Genomic DNA, 18,994 nt, shown 5'->3' with positions numbered 1-18,994 from the left:
CAGGGGGTACCGGGACCGCACAGGGGCGTCCTACGGTTCGCTCATGACTGACACGAGAGCTGAGAACGTCACCGACACCGCCGCTTTCGAACTCGCCCAGGTCAACATCTCCCGCCTCAAGTTTCCCTTGGACTCACCCGAGTTGAAGGACTTCGTGGACGCTCTCGACCCGGTCAACGCCACCGCGGAGGCGGCGGACGGCTATGTCTGGCGGCTCCAGTCCGACGGGGGCGACGCGACCGACATCCAGGTCTTCGGGGACTCCTGGCTGATCGTCAACCTGACGGTGTGGCGAGACATCGACGCCCTGACCACGTTCATGTACCAGGGGCAGCACCGCGAGCTGCTCACGCGCCGCCGGGAGTGGTTCGAGCGGGTGGCGGAGGCGATGACGGCGCTGTGGTGGGTACCGGCGGGCCACCGCCCGACGGTCGCGGAGGCCGAGTCCCGCCTCCTGCGTCTGCGCGCGAACGGCCCGACCCCGTACGCCTTCGGCCTGCGCACGGCCTTCCCCCCACAGGGCGCGGAGCCGACGACGTTCCCGGTACCGGAGGACCTGGGCTGCTCGGTCTAGCCGACCGGTCCGTGGCAAGGGGCCGCACCTCGGCGGTCATCGGCGCCCCGCCTCCCCGGGCAGGGGTTCCCGGCGCTCCAGCCACGGTGCGGGGACGGCGTCGACGCCGGTGCGGGCGGCCACGATGCCGCCGGTGATGGCGCAGGTGGTGTCGACGTCGCCGAAGCCCTCGGCGGTGGCCCACAGCGCGGCGACGAGGTCGTCGGGGTGGCGGGCGGCGCACCAGACGGCGAAGGGCACGGTGTCGTCGGCGCGGATGCGCTGACCGTTGCCCAGGAGGTCGGCGGCCTTCCAGGGCTCGGTGGCGAAGGGGAGTTCGGCGGCGCGGGCGAGGCCGTCGCGGGTGGCGCTGTCCGGGGTCAGCTCGGCCACCGCGGCGATGGCCGACTGCCCACGCGTGGAGAGCGCCGCCGCCACCGCCACGGCGACCGCGCCCGCGATGCCCTCCGGGTGGGCGTGGGTTACCTCGGCGGAGCGGGTGGCCTGCTCGACGACCCGGCGAAGACTGGAGCGGAACCAGGCGCCCAACGGTGCCACCCGCATCGCGGAACCGTTGCCGAGGCTGCCCTCGCCGCCGAAGAGCTCACGGCTGAACTCGGGCCAGCGGTCGGGTTCCCGGAGCAGTCGGGGCAGCAACTGGTGCATGCCGTGGCCGTAGCCGCGGGCCGGGTCGGCGTCGTGGCCGAGCGCGAAGGCGAGGGCGAGGTCCCGCTGCCGCACCTCCCCGTGCTGGTCGAGCACCCGGACGAGGCCGAGGGCCATCGCCGTGTCGTCGGTCCAGTGCCAGTCCGCTTCCTCGGGCATCCGGCGGGCGCGGACCTCCTTGTACGCCTGCCGGGGATCCCGGAAGAGCGGGAACCAGCGCTCCCCGAACGCGTCCCCGAGGGCCAGGCCCTCCAGACTGCGGCGGCGCGGTCGGCGTCGTTTCCGTGCGCGGAGCTCAAGTCGGTTCCCCCTACGACTCGTGGAGGTCGATTCTCGCAGACGCCCCTTCGGGACCCGGACAGATATCCGGACCGAGAACCGAAGCGAGAACCGAAGCGAGAACCGAAGCGAGGACCGGATCGAGAACCGAAGCGAGGACCGGATCAATAAATGGTGCGTGAGGGATTGACGGTCTTGCTGACAAGCAGTCTCATAAGAGCCATGACGACCCTCACCGATGCCGACGCGCTGGAAGGGCTGCGGGACGCGCTGGGCCTGCTCAAGGACCGGGAGCAGGTGGCCGAGCGGCTGCTCGCGTCCTCCGCCAAGCACTCGTTCGACCCCGACAAGGAGCTGGACTGGGACGCCCCCTTCGAGGAAGGCAAGTGGTTCTGGCCGCCGGAGCTGGTGTCGCTGTACGACACGCCGATGTGGCGGCGGATGAGCGAGGAGCAGCGGATCCTGCTGTCGCAGCACGAGGCCGCCGCGCTCGCCTCGCTCGGGATCTGGTTCGAGCTGATCCTCATGCAGCTGCTCGTCCGGCACATCTACGACAAGGCGGCGACGAGCGCGCACGTGCGGTACGCGCTGACGGAGATCGAGGACGAGTGCCGGCACTCGAAGATGTTCGCCCGGCTGATCACCCGGGGCGGGACGCCCTACTACCCGGTGAGCCGCGCCCACCAGAACCTGGGACGGCTGTTCAAGACGATCTCCACGACCCCCGGCTCCTTCACCGCGACCCTGCTCGGCGAGGAGGTCCTCGACTGGATGCAGCGGCTGACCTTCCCCGACGAGCGGGTCCAGCCGCTGGTCCGGGGCGTCACCCGGATCCACGTCGTGGAGGAGGCCCGGCACGTGCGCTACGCCCGTGAGGAGCTGCGCCGCCAGATGATGACGGCGCCGAAGTGGTCCCAGGAGTTCACCAGGGTCACGTCGGGCGAGTTCGCGCGGGTGTTCTCCGTGGCGTTCGTGAACCCGGACGTCTACACGAACGTGGGCCTGGACAAGCGGGAGGCCGTGGCGCAGGTGCGAGCGAGCGGGCACCGGCGGGAGGTCATGCAGACGGGATCGAAGAAGCTGACGGACTTCCTGGACGACATCGGGGTGCTGCGGGGCGTCGGGCGGCGGCTGTGGAGGTCGTCCGGACTGCTGGCGTGACCCGGCGGCGGGCACGGGGCGGGGGTGGGCGATTACGCTGCACGTCATGACCCCCGCCGCGCCCGCCTACCGTCGCCTCAGCGTCGAGGAGCGCCGCAGCCAGCTGCTCGAGGCCGCGCTCTCGCTCTTCGCGCACCGCGTCCCCGAGGACGTCTCGCTGGACGACGTGGCGGAGGCCGCCGGGGTGTCCCGGCCGCTCGTCTACCGGTACTTCCCCGGCGGCAAGCAGCAGCTCTACGAGGCCGCCCTGCGCTCCGCCGCCGAGGAGCTGCACCACTGCTTCGACGAGCCCCACGACGGCCCGCCGCTCCCCCGCCTGGCCCGCGCCCTCGACCGCTACCTGACGTTCGTCGGCCGTCACGACGCCGGCTTCAGCGCCCTGCTCCAGGGCGGCAGCGTCGTCGAGACGTCCCGGACCACCGCCATCGTGGACGGCGTACGGCGGGCCGCCGCCGAGCACATCTACAGCCACCTGGGGGTCCCGGATCCCGGGCCGCGGCTCCGGATGACCGTACGGATGTGGATCACCGCGGTCGAGGCGGCCTCCCTCATCTGGCTCGACGAGGACAAGCAGCCGCCGGCCGACGAGCTGCGGGACTGGCTGGTGGACCAGTTCGTGGCCGTCCTCATGGTGACCGCGGCGCGGGACGCGCAGACCGCCGAACTGGTCCGGGGTGCGCTCGCGGCGGAGACCTGATCGACACTGGTGCGGTGAAGAGCCAAGACACCCCCTTCGAGGGCGGCCCCATGGACGGCCGGGTGCTGCCCGTGCTGCTGGGCCCCACCGGGCACCCGCCGAAGACGTACCGCATCCCGGTACCCGACGCGGCCGGCGGCCCGCCCACCGTCCTGGTCTACCGGCGCGTGCCGCGCGGCCACAGCAGGAAGCTCGGGCTGCCCCAGGGCTGGAAGTACGAGTTCGCCGACGAGGGCGACAGGGGCGCGGGCAGGTGGAGCGGCGGCGCGAGCGGACTGAGGTGGCCGTGGTCGAAACCCGGCACCACGCCCGGCACCGAGTCCGGCACCACGCCCAGAACTCCGCCCGACGCCACGCCGGGCGGACGGCGGGATGACGCCGACGAGTGACTCGATTGCGCCGAACCGCACCTCCAGCGCGCGGGCAGCGCACACGCGCCTGATGCTCGCCCTACGGGATGGAGGGGCCACCCCGCAGCGGAGGTGATGACGTGTCAGGAAGACTGCTGCGTCCGGCCTGTACGGTCGCCACGGCGGCGCTCGCCGTACAGGCCGTCCTGGGCCCCGGGCTCGCCGTGGCGGCACCGGAGCCCCCGACGCCCGGCGAACGGACGGTGACGGCTCCGCAGACGTCGGACGTGTCGGGGACACCGGAGACGCCGGAGACGCCGGGAACGCCGGACCCGGAGGAACCGCCGGCGGCCGAGACGGACGACCCGGACGCCCCGGACGGCGAAGAGCGCACCGTCGCCGAACTGCTGACGGAGCTTCAGCGGCTGTACCAGGAGGCCGAACGGGCCACCGAGGCCTTCAACGCCACCGAGGAACAGCTGAAGCGGCGGCGGGCCGAGACCGCGCGGCTGGACGCCGCCCTGGTGAAGGCCCGGCTCTCCCTGCACCGGAGCCGGGGCGCGGCCGGACGGCTGGCCCGCCAGCAGTACCAGGGCAGCAGCGACATCTCCCCGTACGTACGGCTGCTTCTCGCCCGCGATCCGCAGCACGCCCTCGACCAGGGGCATCTGATCGGCCGGTTGGCGCGCGACCGGGCCGGGACGGTCGGGCGGCTGGCGAGCGGCGAACGCCTGGCCGACGGGCTGGCCCGCAAGGCCCGCGCCGCCCTCGACGAACAGCTCACCCTCACCGAACGCCGGAAGAAGGAGCGGGACGACGTGACCCGGCGCCTGGCCGACGTCGAGGAACTCCTCGCCTCCCTCACCGCCGAGCAGCTCGCCGCCCTCGCCGAACTGGAACGCAACAGCGTGGCGCGGGCGCAGGAGAAGCTCATGGCGTCCGGCGCGCTCGACGAGGACCGCAAACCGTCGAAGGAGGGCGCGAAGGCCGTGCGGTACGCCGTACGACAGATCGGGAAGCCGTACGAGTGGGGCGCGGAAGGCCCGAGGTCGTACGACTGCTCGGGCCTGACGTCCGAGGCCTGGGGGCACGCCGGGACTCCGATCCCGCGGACCAGCGAGGAGCAGTGGGCGCGGCTGCCGAGGATCCCGCTGACCCGGCTGCGCCCCGGCGACCTGGTGATCTACTTCCCCGAGGCCACGCATGTGGCGATGTATCTGGGCGCGGGCAAGGTGGTCCAGGCGCCGCGAACCGGCGAGCAGGTCAAGATCACCGAGATCGCGGCCCAACCGGTCCTGGGAGCCGTACGCCCGGACGCGCCGCCCGCTCCCGCTCCCGCCCGGACTCCCGTCAAGAGCCCCGCTCAGGCCTCTCGGGCCCCCGCTCAGGCCCCCGCGACCGAGCCCAGGTAGGCCGCCGTCTTCTCCGGCTCGTAGAAGAAGTTCTCGAAGTCGGCCGGGTCGTTGAAGGCGTTGGCGAAACGATCAGCCACGGGGGGCAGCTGACCGGCCGCGCCCAGCAGGTCGATGATGTGCTCCGGCGGCGGGGCCAGCATCGCGTTGGTCCACTTGGTGACGTGCTGGGCGGTGTTCCAGTACCGGTCGAAGGTGGCGCGCATCCACTCCTCGTCGAACTCCTTCTCGCCGCGCTCGATGATCGAGGCGAGGTACGCGGCCGCGCACTTGGACGCCGAGTTGGAGCCCTGCCCGGTGATCGGGTCGTTGGCGACGACGACGTCGGCGACGCCGAGCACCAGGCCGCCACCGGGGAGGCGGCCGACGGGGTTGCGGACGGTGGGCGCGTAACGGCCGGCCAGGGTGCCGCCGGCGTCGGTCAGTTCGGCCTTGGTGGCCCGCGCGTACTCCCAGGGCGTGAACTTCTCCATGAGCTCCAGGGTCAGGGAGAGGTGCTCGGCCGGGTCCTTGACGCCCTTGAACACGTCCAGCGGGCCGCCGGGTATGCCCTCCCAGAACAGGATGTCCGCGCGGCCGGAGGTGGTGAGCGTCGGCATGACGAACAGTTCGCCGACGCCGGGGACGAGGTTGCAGCGGACCGCGTCCAGGTCCGGGTGCTCCGGACGCGGGCCCAGTCCGTGCACATAGGCGACGGCGAGGGCGCGCTGCGGCTCGCCGTAGGGGGAGCGCTCCGCGTCGCGGCCGAACATCTGGACGAGCTCGCCCTTGCCGGCCGAGACCATGACCAGGTCGTAGGCGCGGGAGAAGTAGTCGAGGTCGGAGACCGCCGCGCCGTGGATCACCAGCTGGCCGCCGCGCTGGGCGAACGTCTCCATCCAGCCGGCCATCTTCACCCGCTGGTCGACGGACTGCGCGTATCCGTCGAGCCTGCCCAGCCAGTCGATCGCGCGCTGCGTCGGGCCCGGGTCGTGCGAACCGGGGGCCGCCACCGAGACGCCGAGCCCGCCGATCTTCGGGGCCTGCTGCTCCCAGAAGTTCAGCTGGAGGTCGCGCTCGTGCTGGAGGGCGGTGTGGAACATGCACTGCGTCGACATGACCCGGCCGGAGCGGATCTCGTCCGCCGTCCGGTTCGACATCAGGGTGACCTCGTACCCGTGCGACTGGAGGCCGAGGGCGAGCTGGAGACCGGACTGGCCGGCTCCGACGACGAGTATCTTCCGCATGCGGGGGACTCTCCTTGAGGGCCTTACTCGGGGGTTTCGTCGAGCGCGTGGCCCACCAGGGCCAGGAGGGTCTCGATCACCGAGATCCGGCGCCGCGCATCCATGATCATGACAGGTATGTGCGCGGGGATCGTCAGCGCCTCCCGCACGTCCGCGGGCTCGAACGCCTCGCTGCCGTCGAAGTGGTTGACGGCGACGACGTACGGCAGCCCGCAGCTCTCGAAGTAGTCCAGGGCGGGGAAGCAGTCCCTCAGCCGGCGGGTGTCGGCCAGTACGACCGCGCCGATCGCGCCGCGCACCAGGTCGTCCCACATGAACCAGAACCGCTGCTGTCCCGGCGTACCGAACAGGTAGAGCACCAGGTCGTCGTCGAGGGTGAGCCGGCCGTAGTCCATGGCGACCGTCGTGGTGACCTTCTCCGGGGTGCCGGTGAGGTCGTCGGTCCCCTCGCTGGCCTCGGTCATCAGCGCCTCCGTCTGGAGGGGCTCGATCTCCGAGACGGTGCCCACGAGGGTGGTCTTGCCGACGCCGAACCCGCCCGCCACCACGATCTTCGTGGCGATGGGGGCACGGGTGCGGTCCGTCTGCCAGGGCTGCAAGGGCTCGTCGGGCTCGGGTTCGACGAAGGGGGAGACGCCACGAGCGGCGTCAGAGACGACGGAGTCCACTCAGCACCCTTTCCAGCAGAGCGCGGTCGGGACGGCCCGTACCGTGAGCGGTACCGGTGCCGTACACACGGATCTTTCCCTGGTCCGCGAGGTCGCTGAGGAGCACCCGGACCACGCCGAGCGGCATCTTCAGCAGCGCGGCGATCTCGGCCACCGTGCGCATACGGCGGCACAGTTCGACGATGGCCCGCAGTTCCGGCATGACCGTGGACTTGAGAGAGCTGTTCGCCAGTTCCTTGCGTTCTTCGGGGGCTTCGAGGGCCGCCACGAAGGTCTCCACCAGCAGGACGTGCCCGAAGCGGGTACGTCCACCGGTGAGCGAGTAGGGGCGCACCCGGGCCGGCTTGCGGTCGCCGCCCCGCACGGGGAGCTGCTGCCGGTCGCCCCGCGACTGCTTCGGAACGGCGCTCATCGGACGACCCCCGTCTCCTCGGACTCCAGTGACTGCCGTAGCTCACTGCGGAGTTCAGGAGTCAGGACGTGTCCGGCGCGGCCGACGAAGAGAGCCATGTGGTAGGACACCACGCTCATGTCGCAGTCGGCGGAGCCGTGCACGCCGAGGAGCGAGCCGTCGCTGATCGACATGACGAAGAGGCTGCCCTCGTCCATGGCGACCATGGTGTGCCTGACCCCGCCGAAGGCCATGAGCTTGGCGGCGCCGATGGTGAGGCTGCCGATGCCGGAGACGATGGTGGCGAGATCGGCGGAGGAGCCGCGCGGGCCGGTGGGTTTCGCCTCGCGGGCCTCGCGGGCCTCGAGGTTGCGGCCCGGGTCGGAGGACAGCAGGAGCAGGCCGTCGGAGGAGACGACGGCGACGGACTGGATGCCGGGTACTTCCTCCACGAGGTTGGTCAACAGCCAGTGCAGGTTACGGGCTTCACTGCTCAGTCCGAAGGTACTGGGCGCGGTCAACTGCTTGCCTCCTCGACTGTGCCCCCCGTGCTTTCTTCGGCGTGTGCGCGTGCTTCTCGAGTTGTTTTCCGAGTTGCTTCGGGGGACGGCACCTGGTTCCGGCCCGTCCGTTCGGCGATTTCGGCTTCCACGTCGCGGTAGCCGGCCTCCGCTCCCCGGCGGAAACCGCCCAGACGGCGGCGGAGGGCGTCCGCGTCGACGGAACCGGTCCGCTGGCGCGGGGCCTGGGCGGGTGCGGTGATCTTGGGGGTGCGCTTCGGGAGGCCCTTGTCCGTGACGAGCTCTTCCGGGGCGTCCGGTGTGCGGGTGTGTTCCGCCTCGGCCTCGCCGGCGGCGTGGCCTTCGTCGGGTGCGGGTGGGCCCGGCGGGAGGTCCGCGCGGTCGGCGGTCGCCGGGTCGGCGGCGGTGCCCTGCTCCCCCGCCTGGTCGGTCTCCTCGACCTCCTCGGCCTCCTCGGCGTCCGCCGCGGCCTCGCCCTGCGGGCTCGGCAGCAGCAGTTCCATCGTCGTCTCGGCCGGCGTCTCGGCCGGGATCCGCGTCGGGGTCCCGGCCAGGGGCTGCGGCGGAGCCGGCGTCTCGGCCGGGAGTTCCGCCGGAGCCGGCGTGGGCGTCCCGGCCGGGGTCTTTGCCTGTCGTACCGCCCTCTCCGCCAGCTCGACCAGCGGGTCCTCGGGCTTCTTGCGGCCCGGCAGGACATTGGAGTTGGCTTCGGCGTCCGCGCCCGGCAGCGAGAAGGACTGGGGGGTGGCCGCCGGGTTCGTCACCGGGATCGCGGCGGCCGGGGCCGCGGCCAGCAGCGCGGTCGGCAGGACGACGACCGCCGCCACCCCGCCCTGCTTCTGCTCGCGCAGCCGCACCCGTGCCCCGTGCCGGTGGGCGAGCCGGGCCACCACGTACAGGCCGAGGCCGAGGCCTTCCTCGCCCTCCTGGTCGTACGGCGTCTCGGGGTCGAACTCGGCGAGGCGGGCGTTGAGACGGCTCATGCGGTCCTCGGCCATGCCGATGCCCTCGTCCTGGACGGAGAGCATGACCTCGCCGTTCTCCAGGAGCCAGCCGGAGACCTCGACGGGCAGGTCCGGCGGGGAGAACGAGGTGGCGTTCTCCATGAGTTCGGCCAGCAGGTGGGAGAGGTCGTCCGCGGCGAATCCGGCCACGTGCGCGTGCGGCGGGAGGGCGGAGATGCGCACCCGCTCGTACCGCTCGATCTCGCTGACCGCCGCGCGGACCACGTCCACCAGCGGGATCGGGCCCGCGTGCTGCTGGACGTGTTCCGTACCGGCCAGGACCAGCAGGTTCTCGCTGTGGCGGCGCATGACCGTGGCGAAGTGGTCGAGCTTGAAGAGCGTGGCCAGCCGGTCGGGGTCCTGCTCGCGCTCCTCCAGCCCCTCGATGACCGCCAGCTGGCGTTCGACGAGGCCCAGGGTGCGCAGGGCGAGGTTGACGAAGGTACCGCCGATGCTGTCCCGCAGCCCGTCCAACTGGGCTGCGGACTCGGCGAGTTCGGTGCGCAGTTCCTCGCGGGCGTCGGCCATCTTCTGGCGCTGCCCGACGAGGTGCTTGCGATCGGACTCCAGGGTGCCGACGCGCTCGTGGAGCACCGCGGCGTGTTCGTGCAGGGCGTTGACCGAGCGGACGACCTGGGCGAACTCGTCGTTGCGGCCGGTGAACCGGACCGGTTCCTCCGCCGCCGGGTGTTCGGCCCCCGCCAGTCGCGCCGATCCCCGGCGCAGGACGGACAGCGGGCGGGTGAGACTGCGTGCCATGCCCGTGGCGACGACGACCGTCAGCAGCATCAGGGCCCCGAGCAGGGTGACGCGCAGCTCCAGGTCGGTGACGTCGTCGTCCCGCATCCGGGCCAGGTCCTCGGCGCGGTGGCCGTACAGCGAGGACTCCACCCCGCGCATCAGGTCGACCCGGGCGGAGAGCGCGGCGTCGAGCTTCTTGACGCTGGTGTCGAGTTCGCCGTCGCTCAGCTTCGGCTGGTCGGTGAGAGCGGCGAGGTAGGCCTCGGCGGCGTCGACGTCACCGCCGGTGACCGTGGAGTCGTACGAGTCCACCGTCTCCTGCGGCGCGCCCTCCCGGAAGTCGGCGAGGGCCGCGTCGGAGCGCAGCCGGGCCTGCTGCGCGGCGGCGGTGAGCGCGTTGCGCTGCTTGGTGTCGGCGTCCGAGGAGACCTTCTCGGTGACCGACCGGCCGGTGACGGGGTCGTACGCGGTCTCGGTGGTCGTCGGCACGTTCAGCGCCGCGAGCAGCAGCCCCCGGGTCGCGGAGGCCTGCTGGACGACGGTGTCGAGCTCGGCGAGGGCGTACGCGCCGGAGCCCGCGCGGGGCGGCATCTCCTCCGCGAGCCGGTCGACGAGCACATGGAGGGCGGCGATGGCCCGGGAGTACGCCTCGTGCGCCGTGAGCGCGGTGCTCTTGCCGGTGAGGGCCGACTGGCGCACGGACGGCACGGCGGCGAGGGCCTCGCGCAGCGCCGCGGAGACGTCCGTCCCGGCGGTCAGCTCGGCCGCCTGCCGGTCGACCCGGGCGCTGCCCTGGGCGGAGGGGGCCTTGGACTTCACCCGGCCGGCCGCCACGTAGGTGGTGACCTCGTCGCGCTCGTCCGCCAGGGACTGGGCGAGAGCGAGGGCGTCCTGGCTCTGTTCGGCCAGGGTGACCAGGTCCTGGGAGTCCTTCAGCTGCCCGGAGGCGGCGAGGATCGAGGGGGCGCCCGCCCCGGCGACGGCGGCGGCCACGACGGCCACCGCGACGATCAGCCGGTTGCGTACGTGGGTGGGACGGCCCTTGCCGACAGGGGTGCGCTCCGCGCCCCCCTCGGAGGCCGTCTGCCTGCCTGTACGCCGAGGCCGCGTCTTCTGCACCGGTGCTCGCATTCCTGACTCGTGTGCCATGGGCCGGATGTGACGCTCCGTCAACTGGCGCGTACGTCCGGTACGGTTTCCGACCCTCCCAGTGCCGGTGGGCAGGGGCCTCGCATCGCTTGCCCCGCCACCCGAAGGAGTGAACATCGGGAGAGAGTTGGCGGGCAAGTTCCTCCGGCGTGCGCAGCGGCCTTGCGCGGCAGGCCGGTTGGACGTGGGCGGCGGGCTTTGACAGTATTCGCCGCCACGCGTTCCCGGAGTGCTTTATTCCTACCCAAACCAGGCGTCTGACCTGCGGCGGTACGTGAGTTCGGGGAGCGATGCCAGCCTTTCGCGAAGGCTGTGAAGGGGTCGTGCAGACTGTCCGGATGCGTACGGAACTTGTGTCGGAGGCCGGTGACCGGGCCCGCCCCAACGAGGACTTCGCGAGTGTCGGACTTCCCGCCTCCGGACAGGGCGGTTCGCTCGTCCTGCTGGACGGGGTGACACCACCCCCGGGTGGCGCCGGCTGTCTGCATTCGGTCCCCTGGTTCACGGCGCGACTCGGCGGCGCCCTGACCGAACTGACCGTTTCACTCCCGGATGTCCCCCTGGCCGAGGCGCTCGCCCTTGCCATCGCGCGTACCGCCGAGGCCCATGCGGAGACCTGTGACCTTTCTCACCCACGCACCCCACAGGCCACCGTGGTCCTCGCGCGTTGGTCGCCGAGAACCGTCGAGTACCTGGTCCTGTGCGACGCGGCGCTGCTGCTCGCCGCCCCGGACGGCACGGTCACCCCGGTCCGCGACGACCGGCTGGCCCGCCTGCCGCGCGCCCTGCTGCGGAGCGCCGAGGTCGTCGACGGCACCCTCCGTAACAAGGAGGGCGGGTTCTTCACGGCCGCGGCCGACCCCGGGGTGGCCGCCCGCGCGGTCACCGCGAGCGTGCCGCGCGCGGAGGTCCGCTCGCTGGCCGCGCTGTCGGACGGGGCCACCCGCTGGGCGGAGCTCTTCCGGAAGGGCGACTGGACGGACCTGTTCACCCTCGTCCGCGAGGAGGGCGCGGGGGCTCTGGTGGAGCGGGTCAGGGCGCTGGAGCGGGCGGACGACGCCGCCGGCCGGGCCCTGTTGGGCCGGGCGAAGACGCACGACGACGCGACGGTGGTGTGCGTGGAGCTCTGAGGCCCCGCCGTGCCCGCGGCGCTACTTCTCCATCCCCCGGTTCAGCTGGTGGAGCAGCCGGGCCAGCTCCGAGACCTCGCTGCGGTCCCAGTCCGAGAAGTGCGTGACGTACCGCTCGCGGCGGGCCTCGCGGACCCGCCTCACCCGGGTGCGGCCCTCCTCGGTGAGGTCGACGAGCCAGGCGCGGCCGTCCGCCGGGTCCGGCTCGCGGGCGACCAGCCCGAGCTCCTCCAGGGCGCGCAGCTGGCGGGACATGGTGGCCTTGCCGACGCCGATGTAGCCGGCGAGTTCCGTGGCGCGCTGGCGGCCGCACTCCTCCAGCCGGACGAGGAGGCCGTAGGCCGCGGACTCCAGGTCCGGGTGGACCTCACGGGCCATCTCCCCCTGGTTGGCGCGGGCGCGGCGCAGCAGCACCGTGAGCTCCCGTTCCAGGGACAGGAACTCCCGGTCGCCCTGCTCCACACCGCGCGACGACGTGTCGGACCCGCTGTCGCGTCCGTCGCCGTTTGTGTCCTCGTGCACGTCAGCACCCCTGATCTCGCCGGTCGCCGCCATCGGCGCAGCTCTTAAGTATTTCGCAGGCGGGGACCGGCGGCGCTTCCCAGGACCTCGATGCGGGTCCGCGGCGGAACCGGGAAGGCCCGGGCCTCCCTCACGGGACCCGGGCCTTCCCTTCTCCGGTCGCGTCCGTCACGCCGCGACCGGAACCTCCGGCGTCGCGCCGTTCGTGGCGGGCGCGAGCGCCAGTTCCAGGACCTGGCGGACGTCCGTGACGGCGTGGACGTCGAGCTTGTCCAGCACCTCCGCCGGGACGTCGTCGAGGTCGGGCTCGTTGCGCTTGGGGATCACGACGGTGGTGACGCCCGCCCGGTGCGCGGCGAGCAGCTTCTGCTTCACGCCGCCGATCGGCAGGACCCGGCCGGTCAGGGAGACCTCGCCGGTCATCGCCACGTCCGTGCGGACGAGCCGGCCGGACAGCAGGGAGGCGAGGGCCGTCGTCATCGTGACGCCCGCGCTCGGGCCGTCCTTCGGGACCGCGCCCGCCGGGAAGTGGATGTGCACACCCCGGTCCTTCAGGTCGCCCACCGGCAGCTCCAGTTCGGCGCCGTGGCTGCGCAGGAAGCTGAGCGCGATCTGCGCCGACTCCTTCATCACGTCGCCGAGCTGACCGGTCAGGGTCAGGCCCGCCGCGCCGGTCTCGGGGTCGGCCAGCGACGCCTCGACGAAGAGGACGTCACCGCCGGCGCCGGTGACCGCGAGACCGGTCGCGACACCGGGCACGGCGGTCCGGCGCTCGGCCGGGTCCTGGGCGGACTCGGGCACGTGGTGCGGCCGGCCGATCAGAGCGCGCAGATCCTCGTGCCCGATGGTGAACGGCAGCTTCCGCTCGCCCAGTTCGTGCTGGGCCGCGACCTTGCGCAGCAGCCGCGCGATGGACCGCTCCAGGGTGCGCACCCCCGCCTCGCGGGTGTACTCGCCGGCGAGCTTGCGCAGCGCGCTCTCGTCGAGGGTCACCTCGTCCTTGTCCAGGCCCGCCCGCTCCAGCTGGCGCGGGAGCAGGTGGTCGCGGGCGATGACGACCTTCTCGTCCTCGGTGTAGCCGTCGAGGCGGACCAGCTCCATACGGTCGAGCAGGGCCTCCGGGATGGCTTCGAGCACGTTGGCGGTGGCGAGGAAGACCACGTCCGACAGGTCGAGCTCGACCTCCAGGTAGTGGTCGCGGAAGGTGTGGTTCTGCGCCGGGTCCAGAACCTCCAGCAGGGCGGCCGCCGGGTCGCCCCGGAAGTCGGATCCCACCTTGTCGATCTCGTCGAGGAGCACCACCGGGTTCAGCGATCCGGCCTCCTTGATCGCCCGCACGATCCGGCCGGGCAGCGCGCCGACGTAGGTACGGCGGTGGCCGCGGATCTCGGCCTCGTCGCGGACGCCGCCGAGGGCGACGCGGACGAACTTGCGGCCCATGGCGTGGGCGACGGACTCGCCGAGGCTGGTCTTGCCGACGCCGGGCGGTCCGACGAGCGCGAGCACGGCACCGCCGCGCCGCCCGCCCACGACACCCAGGCCGCGCTCGCCGCGCCGCTTGCGCACCGCGAGGTACTCGGTGATCCGCTCCTTCACGTCGTCCAGGCCGGCGTGCTCGGCGTCGAGGACGGCGCGGGCGCCCTGGATGTCGTACCGGTCCTCGGTGCGCTCGTTCCACGGCAGTTCGAGGACGGTGTCCAGCCAGGTGCGGATCCAGGAGCCCTCGGGCGACTGGTCGCTGGAGCGCTCCAGCTTGTCGACCTCCTTGAGGGCCGCCTCGCGGACCTTCTCGGGCAGGTCGGCGGCCTCGACGCGGGCACGGTAGTCGTCGGACTCCTCGCCCTCCTGCTCGCCGTTGAGCTCGCGCAGCTCCTTGCGCACCGCCTCGAGCTGGCGCCGCAGCAGGAACTCGCGCTGCTGCTTGTCGACGCCCTCCTGGACGTCCTTGGCGATGGTCTCGGCGACGTCCTGCTCGGCGAGGTGGTCGCGCAGCTGCTGGGTGGCGAGCTTCAGGCGGGCCACCGGGTCGGCGGTCTCCAGGAGCTCCACCTTCTGTTCGGTGGTCAGGAACGGCGAGTAACCGGAGTTGTCGGCGAGCGCGGAGACGTCGTCGATGGCCTGGACGCGGTCGACGACCTGCCAGGCGGCGCGCTTGCGCAGCCAGGCGGTGGCGAGCGCCTTGTACTCCTTGACCAGTTCGGCGACGTGACCGGGCAGCGGCTCGGGGACGCTCTGGTCGACCCTCGTCCCCTCGACCCACAGCGCCGCGCCGGGCCCGGTGGTGCCGGCGCCGATCTTCACGCGGCCGCGGCCGCGGATCAGCGCGCCCGGGTCGCCGTCGGCCAGCCGGCCGACCTGCTCGACGGTGCCGAGCACGCCGGTGCTCGCGTAGGTCCCCTCGATGCGCGGCACCAGGAGTACCTGGGGCTTGCCCGGTGTTGAACGGGCGGCGGCCTGCGCGGCCTCCACAGCGGCGCGTACGTCGGTGTCGTTGAGGTCCAGCGGAACCACCATGCCGGGGAGCACGACCTCGTCGTCGAGAGGCAGCACAGGCAGGGTGAGCGGAGCGGACGTCGATGCCATGATCTCCCCTTAGGCAGTCAAGTTGAGCTATGCCGACTCAATGCACGTGAGTCTCCGAATGTTCCCCGGGAGGCGACCCGTTCGCTCTGGGCGATCAAGACTGTTCCGGCGGGCGGCTCCGCCCTTACGGTCGGATGTAATAGCTCAACAGGCAATGCGGCTATTACCGAACGCTCTCGGGGGGTTCCTGTGGATCGTTTCGTCCAGGCATGGGTGGACGGGTGGGTCGTGTCGCGCGGGGCGGCTCCGCCCGTGGCCGAGCCGTGGGGCTGGACCGTCGACGTGGGAACGGGGATCCAGCACGTCACCCGGCACGTGTTCGGCGCGACGGCCGGCGCGGTGTCGGAGCCGGCCGTCCGGGAGGTGGCGGGCGCGGTGACCGGGGCCGGCGTGTGGCTGAAGGTGTTCGCCGACCCCGCGGTGGTCGGGCCCTGGCTGGGCCCCGGCTGGTGGATCGACCCCGAGCCCGGCTTCCTGATGACGGCCGCCCTCCCCGGCGTCCCGCCGGGTTCCGCCCCCGACGGCTACCGGACCCGCACCTGGTCGCGCGGCGGCGTCACCCGCACCATGATCGTCGCCCCGGACGGCTCCCTGGCCGGGCGCGGGCAGATCGCCCCGACCGGCGGCACGGCGGCCGTCGACCAGGTCGAGACCTCCCCCGGCCACCGCCGCCGCGGGCTCGGCGCCCTCGTCATGCGGACCCTGCACCACGCGGCGTTCGCACAGGGTGCCCGGACCGGGGTACTGGGAGCCACACCACAGGGGCGGGCACTGTACGAGTCGCTGGGCTGGCGCGTCGAGTCGTCGCTGACGAGCGCGAAGTTCACGGGAGACGCGCGGGGGTGACGTCGGGTGGCCGGGAGGGCGCACCGTTCGCCGCCGCACGACGGGGCACGCCCCTCGCGCCCCCTCTCCGTACCCCGCCCACTTCCGGCATTCACCCCGAAGCCGCCCGCCGCGCGACCACAATGCGCGTATGACCGATGACTGGAAGCGACGTCTCGACGCCCTCCACGCCGACCTGGTCCGCCGCGACGACCCCGTCGCCTGGGTGACGGAGGCGGACGCCGTCGATTCCTCGCGCCGCTACCCGCACATCGCGCTGCGCGGACCCGTCTTCGGTGTCGCCGCACGGGACCGGACGGCCGCGGAGCCGCGCTGGCGGCTGCTGAAGCCGGTGGTGGACGGCATGCCCCAGCAGGCCCGGGACGGGCTCAACTCACACCTGTGGTTCAAGGCGAAGGACGGCACCGACGACCCGGCCGCCCGGCGCGAACTACTGGCGGCCGTGGCCGTGCTGGAGCGGGCCCCGGCCGACGAGGTGGAGGCGCTGGGCGTGCGCTACCGGGTGGTGCGCGGCGACGAGTTCGCCCGGACCGGCGACGACGGTCTGGAGCCGCCCCGGCCCACCGACCTCGAGCCCGTGGGCCTGTCGTGGGAGGACCCGGGCGTCGTCCCGTCGCCGGACGTGGGGTACGTCCTGGACCCCGAGCGGGACGAGGGCCCGATGGCGGGCGCCCTCCGGCTGGGCCTGCGCGACTTCACGTACACGGGTGCCCGCTTCCCTCCCGACGTGCGCGCGGACTCCGAGTGGGCGGCCCGGACGCACCCGGACGTGGTGCGGCTGCCGGTCGGCTTCTCGGTGGCCGAACGCGACGGGTCCGGCTGGACCCCGTGCGGGTCGCTGGCGGCGACCCCGCACGAGGCGCGCCGCTCGCTGTACGAGGGGATGGCCCGCGTCTGGGCGATGCTCTACCGCTTCGACGAGCACAAGAAGGCCCTCTACGCGCGGGCCGCGGAGACGTTCCGGGCGGCCGGCCGGGCCGACGAGGCGAGCGTGGAGGACCGCCTGTTCCGGATCTGCCGCGTCGAGCGGATGGTCCGCCTGGGACCCGACGGCCCCGAGCCGCCCCGCCCGTCGGACCTCGACGAGTACGGCCCCATGAAGCTCCACCCGACCCTGCACACGGACGGCACGGTCCAGTACGACGACTGACCGGGAGGACCGGCACCCGACCGACGGCCGGGATGACGCTCGGCCGCCGGGCTGACAGCCGGCCCCGAAACGCCGCCAGGCCGACGGCCGGCCCCGGAAAGCGGCCGGGATGACGGTCAGCCGCCGGGCTGAAGGCCGGCGCCGGGAAGCGGCCGGGGCCGCGGCAGGCGCCGGAGCCACGGCCAGGTGCCGACGCCTATCGCCAGCGCGATCAGGTGTCCCCAGTTCGTCATCGGGTCGGTGAAGGCGATCAGGTCCTGGAGCAGCATCCCGCCGAAGGCGGCGAGCAGCGGCCAGCGCAGCCACGGCCCGAGCAGCCCCGCCAGGGCGCCCACACTCGCGGCGACGCCGAAGCTGATGCCGTAGTCGAGGCGGTGCAGCGAACTGTCGGGCAGCCGGCCCACGAGCACGGCCAGGCCCACCGGCACCTCGGTGGCGAGGGTGGCCAGGACATGCCCGAGCAGGAACACGACGGCCGTACGGACGCCGCCTATGCGCCGCTCCAGCGCCGTCAGGACGGTCAGGAAGCCGAGCGTGAAGGGGGAGGCGAAGCCGCCCGCCACCCAGAGCGCGCTGGCCACCAGCACCAGCACGGGCGTCCGCACCAGATGCGCGACATCGGTGCTGGAGCCCTGGTGCAGGGCGTGCACGACGGTGGGGCCGAGGTGCGCGGCGAGAAAGGAGGTGACGGCGAGGACAGTCGCGTACGAGAGGGTGAAGGGGACGGGGATCCGGCACCGGCGGCGGGGGGCCGCCCCGGCGGGCGCCTCGGCGAGCGGCTCGGCGAGCGGCTCGGCGAGCGGCTCGGCGAGCGGCTCGGCAAGGGCCTCGACAGGTGGCTCGGCGCGGGGCTCGGCGAGCCGCTCGGCGCGGGCCTCGACGGGCGCCTCGACGGGCGGCTCGGCGCGGGGCGGCGGGCGCTGGCCCGGGATGCCGTCCAGCAGCCCGTGGACCTCGGGCAGCGGCGGGCTCGTGGGTGCGGCCGTGCGTTCCACCGTGCGGCGCTCCTTCCGTTCCCCCCACCTTTCGCGCCGCGCCGGTCCGCTGTCTGTGACCGACACCACGCCCGAGCCGATTCACAGCAAGCTCCGAGACTTTCCCCAGCCGGCTCCCACGTACCCCGAAGCCACTCCGAACCCGTTCCGAACGGCCGTACGTCAACCGCATCCGCGGCCCATGTAAATCCCTCAACGAACCGTCAGGAAAGTGTCAGGATGGGCCGATGCCCATCCCGTACGACATCCCCGACGCGCCCGAGGTGCTGGACCGTCGCGAGGGCCCCTACGGTGAGGTCGTCCTGCGCCGGCACGGGGAGTTGCTCCAGATCATCGCCAACGGCTGCTTCCTGATGGACACCTCGGACGGCCGCTCGGAGCGGCTCCTGGTCGACGCCGCGCTGACCGCGCTGGACGGCCGCCCCTCACCCGATCTGCTGATCGGCGGCCTCGGCGTCGGCTTCTCCCTCGCGCATGCCGCCGCCGATCCCCGCTGGGGCGCCGTCACGGTCTTGGAGCGCGAGCGCGCCGTCGTCGACTGGCATCTCGACGGCCCGCTGGCCGCCCTCTCCAGGGACGCGCTCGCCGACCCCCGGTCGAAGATCGTCGAAGCGGATCTGCTCAAGTACGTCAATGAGACATGCGACACGTTCGACGCGGTATGCCTCGACATCGACAACGGTCCCGGCTGGACCGTCACCGAGGGCAACGACAGCCTCTATTCCGCAGCCGGACTCGCAAGCTGCGCACGGGTGTTGAGACCCGGTGGGGTACTGGCCGTGTGGTCCGCCCGACCCTCTCCGGAATTCGAGGGAACCATGGGGAATGCCGGGTTCCAACAGGTGCGTACCGAAGAGATCCCGGTTGCCCGAGGCGTGCCGGACGTCGTGCATCTTGCCGTCCGGCCTGGATAGCAAAGCCGTGGTGACTCCCCGTACGCTGCACCCCTG

Annotated in this window: 18 protein-coding genes; 9 read left to right on the top strand and 9 right to left on the bottom strand. The window is 72.7% G+C overall.

What is annotated here, in order from left to right; genetic code table 11:
- Window positions 1–43: 43 nt before the first annotated feature.
- Window positions 44–574 (top strand): DUF3291 domain-containing protein, encoded by a 531-nt coding sequence (locus QQM72_RS00720; RefSeq protein ID WP_314218835.1) that lies wholly within the window; start codon window positions 44–46, stop codon window positions 572–574.
- 36 nt (window positions 575–610) lie between these two features.
- Here the strand turns inward: QQM72_RS00720 and QQM72_RS00715 are convergent, their stop codons facing one another.
- Window positions 611–1,474, bottom strand: a complete 864-nt coding sequence (locus QQM72_RS00715) for an ADP-ribosylglycohydrolase family protein (RefSeq protein WP_314219151.1) — start codon at window positions 1,472–1,474, stop codon at window positions 611–613.
- A gap of 246 nt (window positions 1,475–1,720) precedes the next feature.
- Between QQM72_RS00715 and QQM72_RS00710 the strand changes: the two genes are divergently transcribed.
- The 4 genes from QQM72_RS00710 (at window position 1,721) to QQM72_RS00695 (ending at window position 5,118) form a co-directional block, all read left to right on the top strand.
- Window positions 1,721–2,659: an AurF N-oxygenase family protein gene (locus tag QQM72_RS00710; RefSeq protein ID WP_314218834.1), complete on the top strand. Its 939-nt coding sequence runs from the start codon at window positions 1,721–1,723 to the stop codon at window positions 2,657–2,659.
- A 46-nt stretch (window positions 2,660–2,705) separates the two neighbouring features.
- A complete protein-coding gene (locus QQM72_RS00705) occupies window positions 2,706–3,356 on the top strand; it encodes a TetR/AcrR family transcriptional regulator (RefSeq protein ID WP_314218833.1) in 651 nt (216 codons plus the stop codon).
- Between the two features lie 14 nt (window positions 3,357–3,370).
- Entirely contained in the window at window positions 3,371–3,745 is a 375-nt protein-coding gene (locus tag QQM72_RS00700) for a hypothetical protein (RefSeq protein ID WP_314218832.1), read from the top strand.
- A gap of 101 nt (window positions 3,746–3,846) precedes the next feature.
- On the top strand, window positions 3,847–5,118 hold the full coding sequence (locus QQM72_RS00695) for an NlpC/P60 family protein (RefSeq protein WP_314218831.1): 1,272 nt from the start codon (window positions 3,847–3,849) through the stop codon (window positions 5,116–5,118).
- On the opposite strand, the gene QQM72_RS00690 is transcribed toward QQM72_RS00695, so the two are convergent.
- From QQM72_RS00690 to QQM72_RS00670, 5 genes are read right to left on the bottom strand one after another with little or no spacing between them, the layout of a single operon-like run.
- Window positions 5,091–6,344, bottom strand: coding sequence for a styrene monooxygenase/indole monooxygenase family protein (locus QQM72_RS00690; RefSeq protein ID WP_314218830.1), 1,254 nt, complete (start codon window positions 6,342–6,344; stop codon window positions 5,091–5,093). The two genes, QQM72_RS00695 and QQM72_RS00690, sit on opposite strands and share 28 nt — an antisense overlap.
- Window positions 6,345–6,367: 23 nt before the next feature.
- Entirely contained in the window at window positions 6,368–7,012 is a 645-nt protein-coding gene (locus QQM72_RS00685) for a GTP-binding protein (RefSeq protein ID WP_314218829.1), read from the bottom strand.
- Window positions 6,993–7,424 carry a DUF742 domain-containing protein gene (locus QQM72_RS00680; protein WP_314218828.1) on the bottom strand — a complete coding sequence of 144 codons (432 nt, stop codon included), beginning with the start codon at window positions 7,422–7,424 and terminating at the stop codon, window positions 6,993–6,995. The genes QQM72_RS00685 and QQM72_RS00680 overlap by 20 nt, the downstream gene beginning before the upstream one ends.
- Complete coding sequence (locus QQM72_RS00675) at window positions 7,421–7,924, bottom strand: roadblock/LC7 domain-containing protein (protein WP_314218827.1); 504 nt, start codon at window positions 7,922–7,924, stop codon at window positions 7,421–7,423. The genes QQM72_RS00680 and QQM72_RS00675 overlap by 4 nt, the downstream gene beginning before the upstream one ends.
- A complete protein-coding gene (locus QQM72_RS00670; protein ID WP_314218826.1) occupies window positions 7,921–10,788 on the bottom strand; it encodes a sensor histidine kinase in 2,868 nt (955 codons plus the stop codon). Before QQM72_RS00670 ends, QQM72_RS00675 begins: the two co-directional genes overlap by 4 nt.
- Window positions 10,789–11,156: 368 nt before the next feature.
- Between QQM72_RS00670 and QQM72_RS00665 the strand changes: the two genes are divergently transcribed.
- Window positions 11,157–11,948: a protein phosphatase 2C domain-containing protein gene (locus tag QQM72_RS00665; protein ID WP_314218825.1), complete on the top strand. Its 792-nt coding sequence runs from the start codon at window positions 11,157–11,159 to the stop codon at window positions 11,946–11,948.
- A gap of 21 nt (window positions 11,949–11,969) precedes the next feature.
- Here the strand turns inward: QQM72_RS00665 and QQM72_RS00660 are convergent, their stop codons facing one another.
- Together QQM72_RS00660 and lon are read right to left on the bottom strand one after the other, a co-directional pair.
- On the bottom strand, window positions 11,970–12,470 hold the full coding sequence (locus QQM72_RS00660; RefSeq protein ID WP_314218824.1) for a MarR family winged helix-turn-helix transcriptional regulator: 501 nt from the start codon (window positions 12,468–12,470) through the stop codon (window positions 11,970–11,972).
- 168 nt (window positions 12,471–12,638) lie between these two features.
- A complete protein-coding gene (gene lon / locus QQM72_RS00655; RefSeq protein WP_314218823.1) occupies window positions 12,639–15,053 on the bottom strand; it encodes an endopeptidase La in 2,415 nt (804 codons plus the stop codon).
- Window positions 15,054–15,242: 189 nt separating this feature from the next.
- Here lon and QQM72_RS00650 point away from each other — a divergent pair, with 189 nt between their 5' ends.
- Both QQM72_RS00650 and QQM72_RS00645 read left to right on the top strand, forming a co-directional pair.
- Window positions 15,243–15,899, top strand: a complete 657-nt coding sequence (locus QQM72_RS00650) for a GNAT family N-acetyltransferase (protein WP_314218822.1) — start codon at window positions 15,243–15,245, stop codon at window positions 15,897–15,899.
- 130 nt (window positions 15,900–16,029) lie between these two features.
- Window positions 16,030–17,049, top strand: a complete 1,020-nt coding sequence (locus QQM72_RS00645; RefSeq protein WP_314218821.1) for a DUF5954 family protein — start codon at window positions 16,030–16,032, stop codon at window positions 17,047–17,049.
- A gap of 116 nt (window positions 17,050–17,165) precedes the next feature.
- On the opposite strand, the gene QQM72_RS00640 is transcribed toward QQM72_RS00645, so the two are convergent.
- Window positions 17,166–18,044: a rhomboid-like protein gene (locus QQM72_RS00640; protein WP_314218820.1), complete on the bottom strand. Its 879-nt coding sequence runs from the start codon at window positions 18,042–18,044 to the stop codon at window positions 17,166–17,168.
- Between the two features lie 227 nt (window positions 18,045–18,271).
- Between QQM72_RS00640 and QQM72_RS00635 the strand changes: the two genes are divergently transcribed.
- Window positions 18,272–18,958, top strand: coding sequence for a spermidine synthase family protein (locus tag QQM72_RS00635; RefSeq protein ID WP_314218819.1), 687 nt, complete (start codon window positions 18,272–18,274; stop codon window positions 18,956–18,958).
- The last annotated feature ends 36 nt before the right edge of the window (window positions 18,959–18,994 follow it).

Source organism: Streptomyces zaehneri (genome assembly GCF_032248645.1).
GTDB classification, from domain to species: Bacteria; Actinomycetota; Actinomycetes; order Streptomycetales; family Streptomycetaceae; genus Streptomyces; species Streptomyces coriariae.
The sequence above is the reverse complement of the archived record's forward strand: the minus strand, read 5'-3'. Positions and strand labels throughout refer to the sequence as shown.

Bases quoted from the DNA above. Each gene is read 5' to 3' on its own strand.
- QQM72_RS00705 (WP_314218833.1), top strand. From the start codon at position 2,706: ATGACCCCCGCCGCGCCCGCCTACCGTCGCCTCAGCGTCGAGGAGCGC.
- QQM72_RS00720 (WP_314218835.1), top strand. From the start codon at position 44: ATGACTGACACGAGAGCTGAGAACGTCACCGACACCGCCGCTTTCGAA.
- QQM72_RS00665 (WP_314218825.1), top strand. From the start codon at position 11,157: ATGCGTACGGAACTTGTGTCGGAGGCCGGTGACCGGGCCCGCCCCAAC.
- QQM72_RS00680 (WP_314218828.1), bottom strand. From the start codon at position 7,424: ATGAGCGCCGTTCCGAAGCAGTCGCGGGGCGACCGGCAGCAGCTCCCC.
- QQM72_RS00645 (WP_314218821.1), top strand. From the start codon at position 16,030: ATGACCGATGACTGGAAGCGACGTCTCGACGCCCTCCACGCCGACCTG.
- QQM72_RS00690 (WP_314218830.1), bottom strand. From the start codon at position 6,344: ATGCGGAAGATACTCGTCGTCGGAGCCGGCCAGTCCGGTCTCCAGCTC.
- lon (WP_314218823.1), bottom strand. From the start codon at position 15,053: ATGGCATCGACGTCCGCTCCGCTCACCCTGCCTGTGCTGCCTCTCGAC.
- QQM72_RS00635 (WP_314218819.1), top strand. From the start codon at position 18,272: ATGCCCATCCCGTACGACATCCCCGACGCGCCCGAGGTGCTGGACCGT.
- QQM72_RS00710 (WP_314218834.1), top strand. From the start codon at position 1,721: ATGACGACCCTCACCGATGCCGACGCGCTGGAAGGGCTGCGGGACGCG.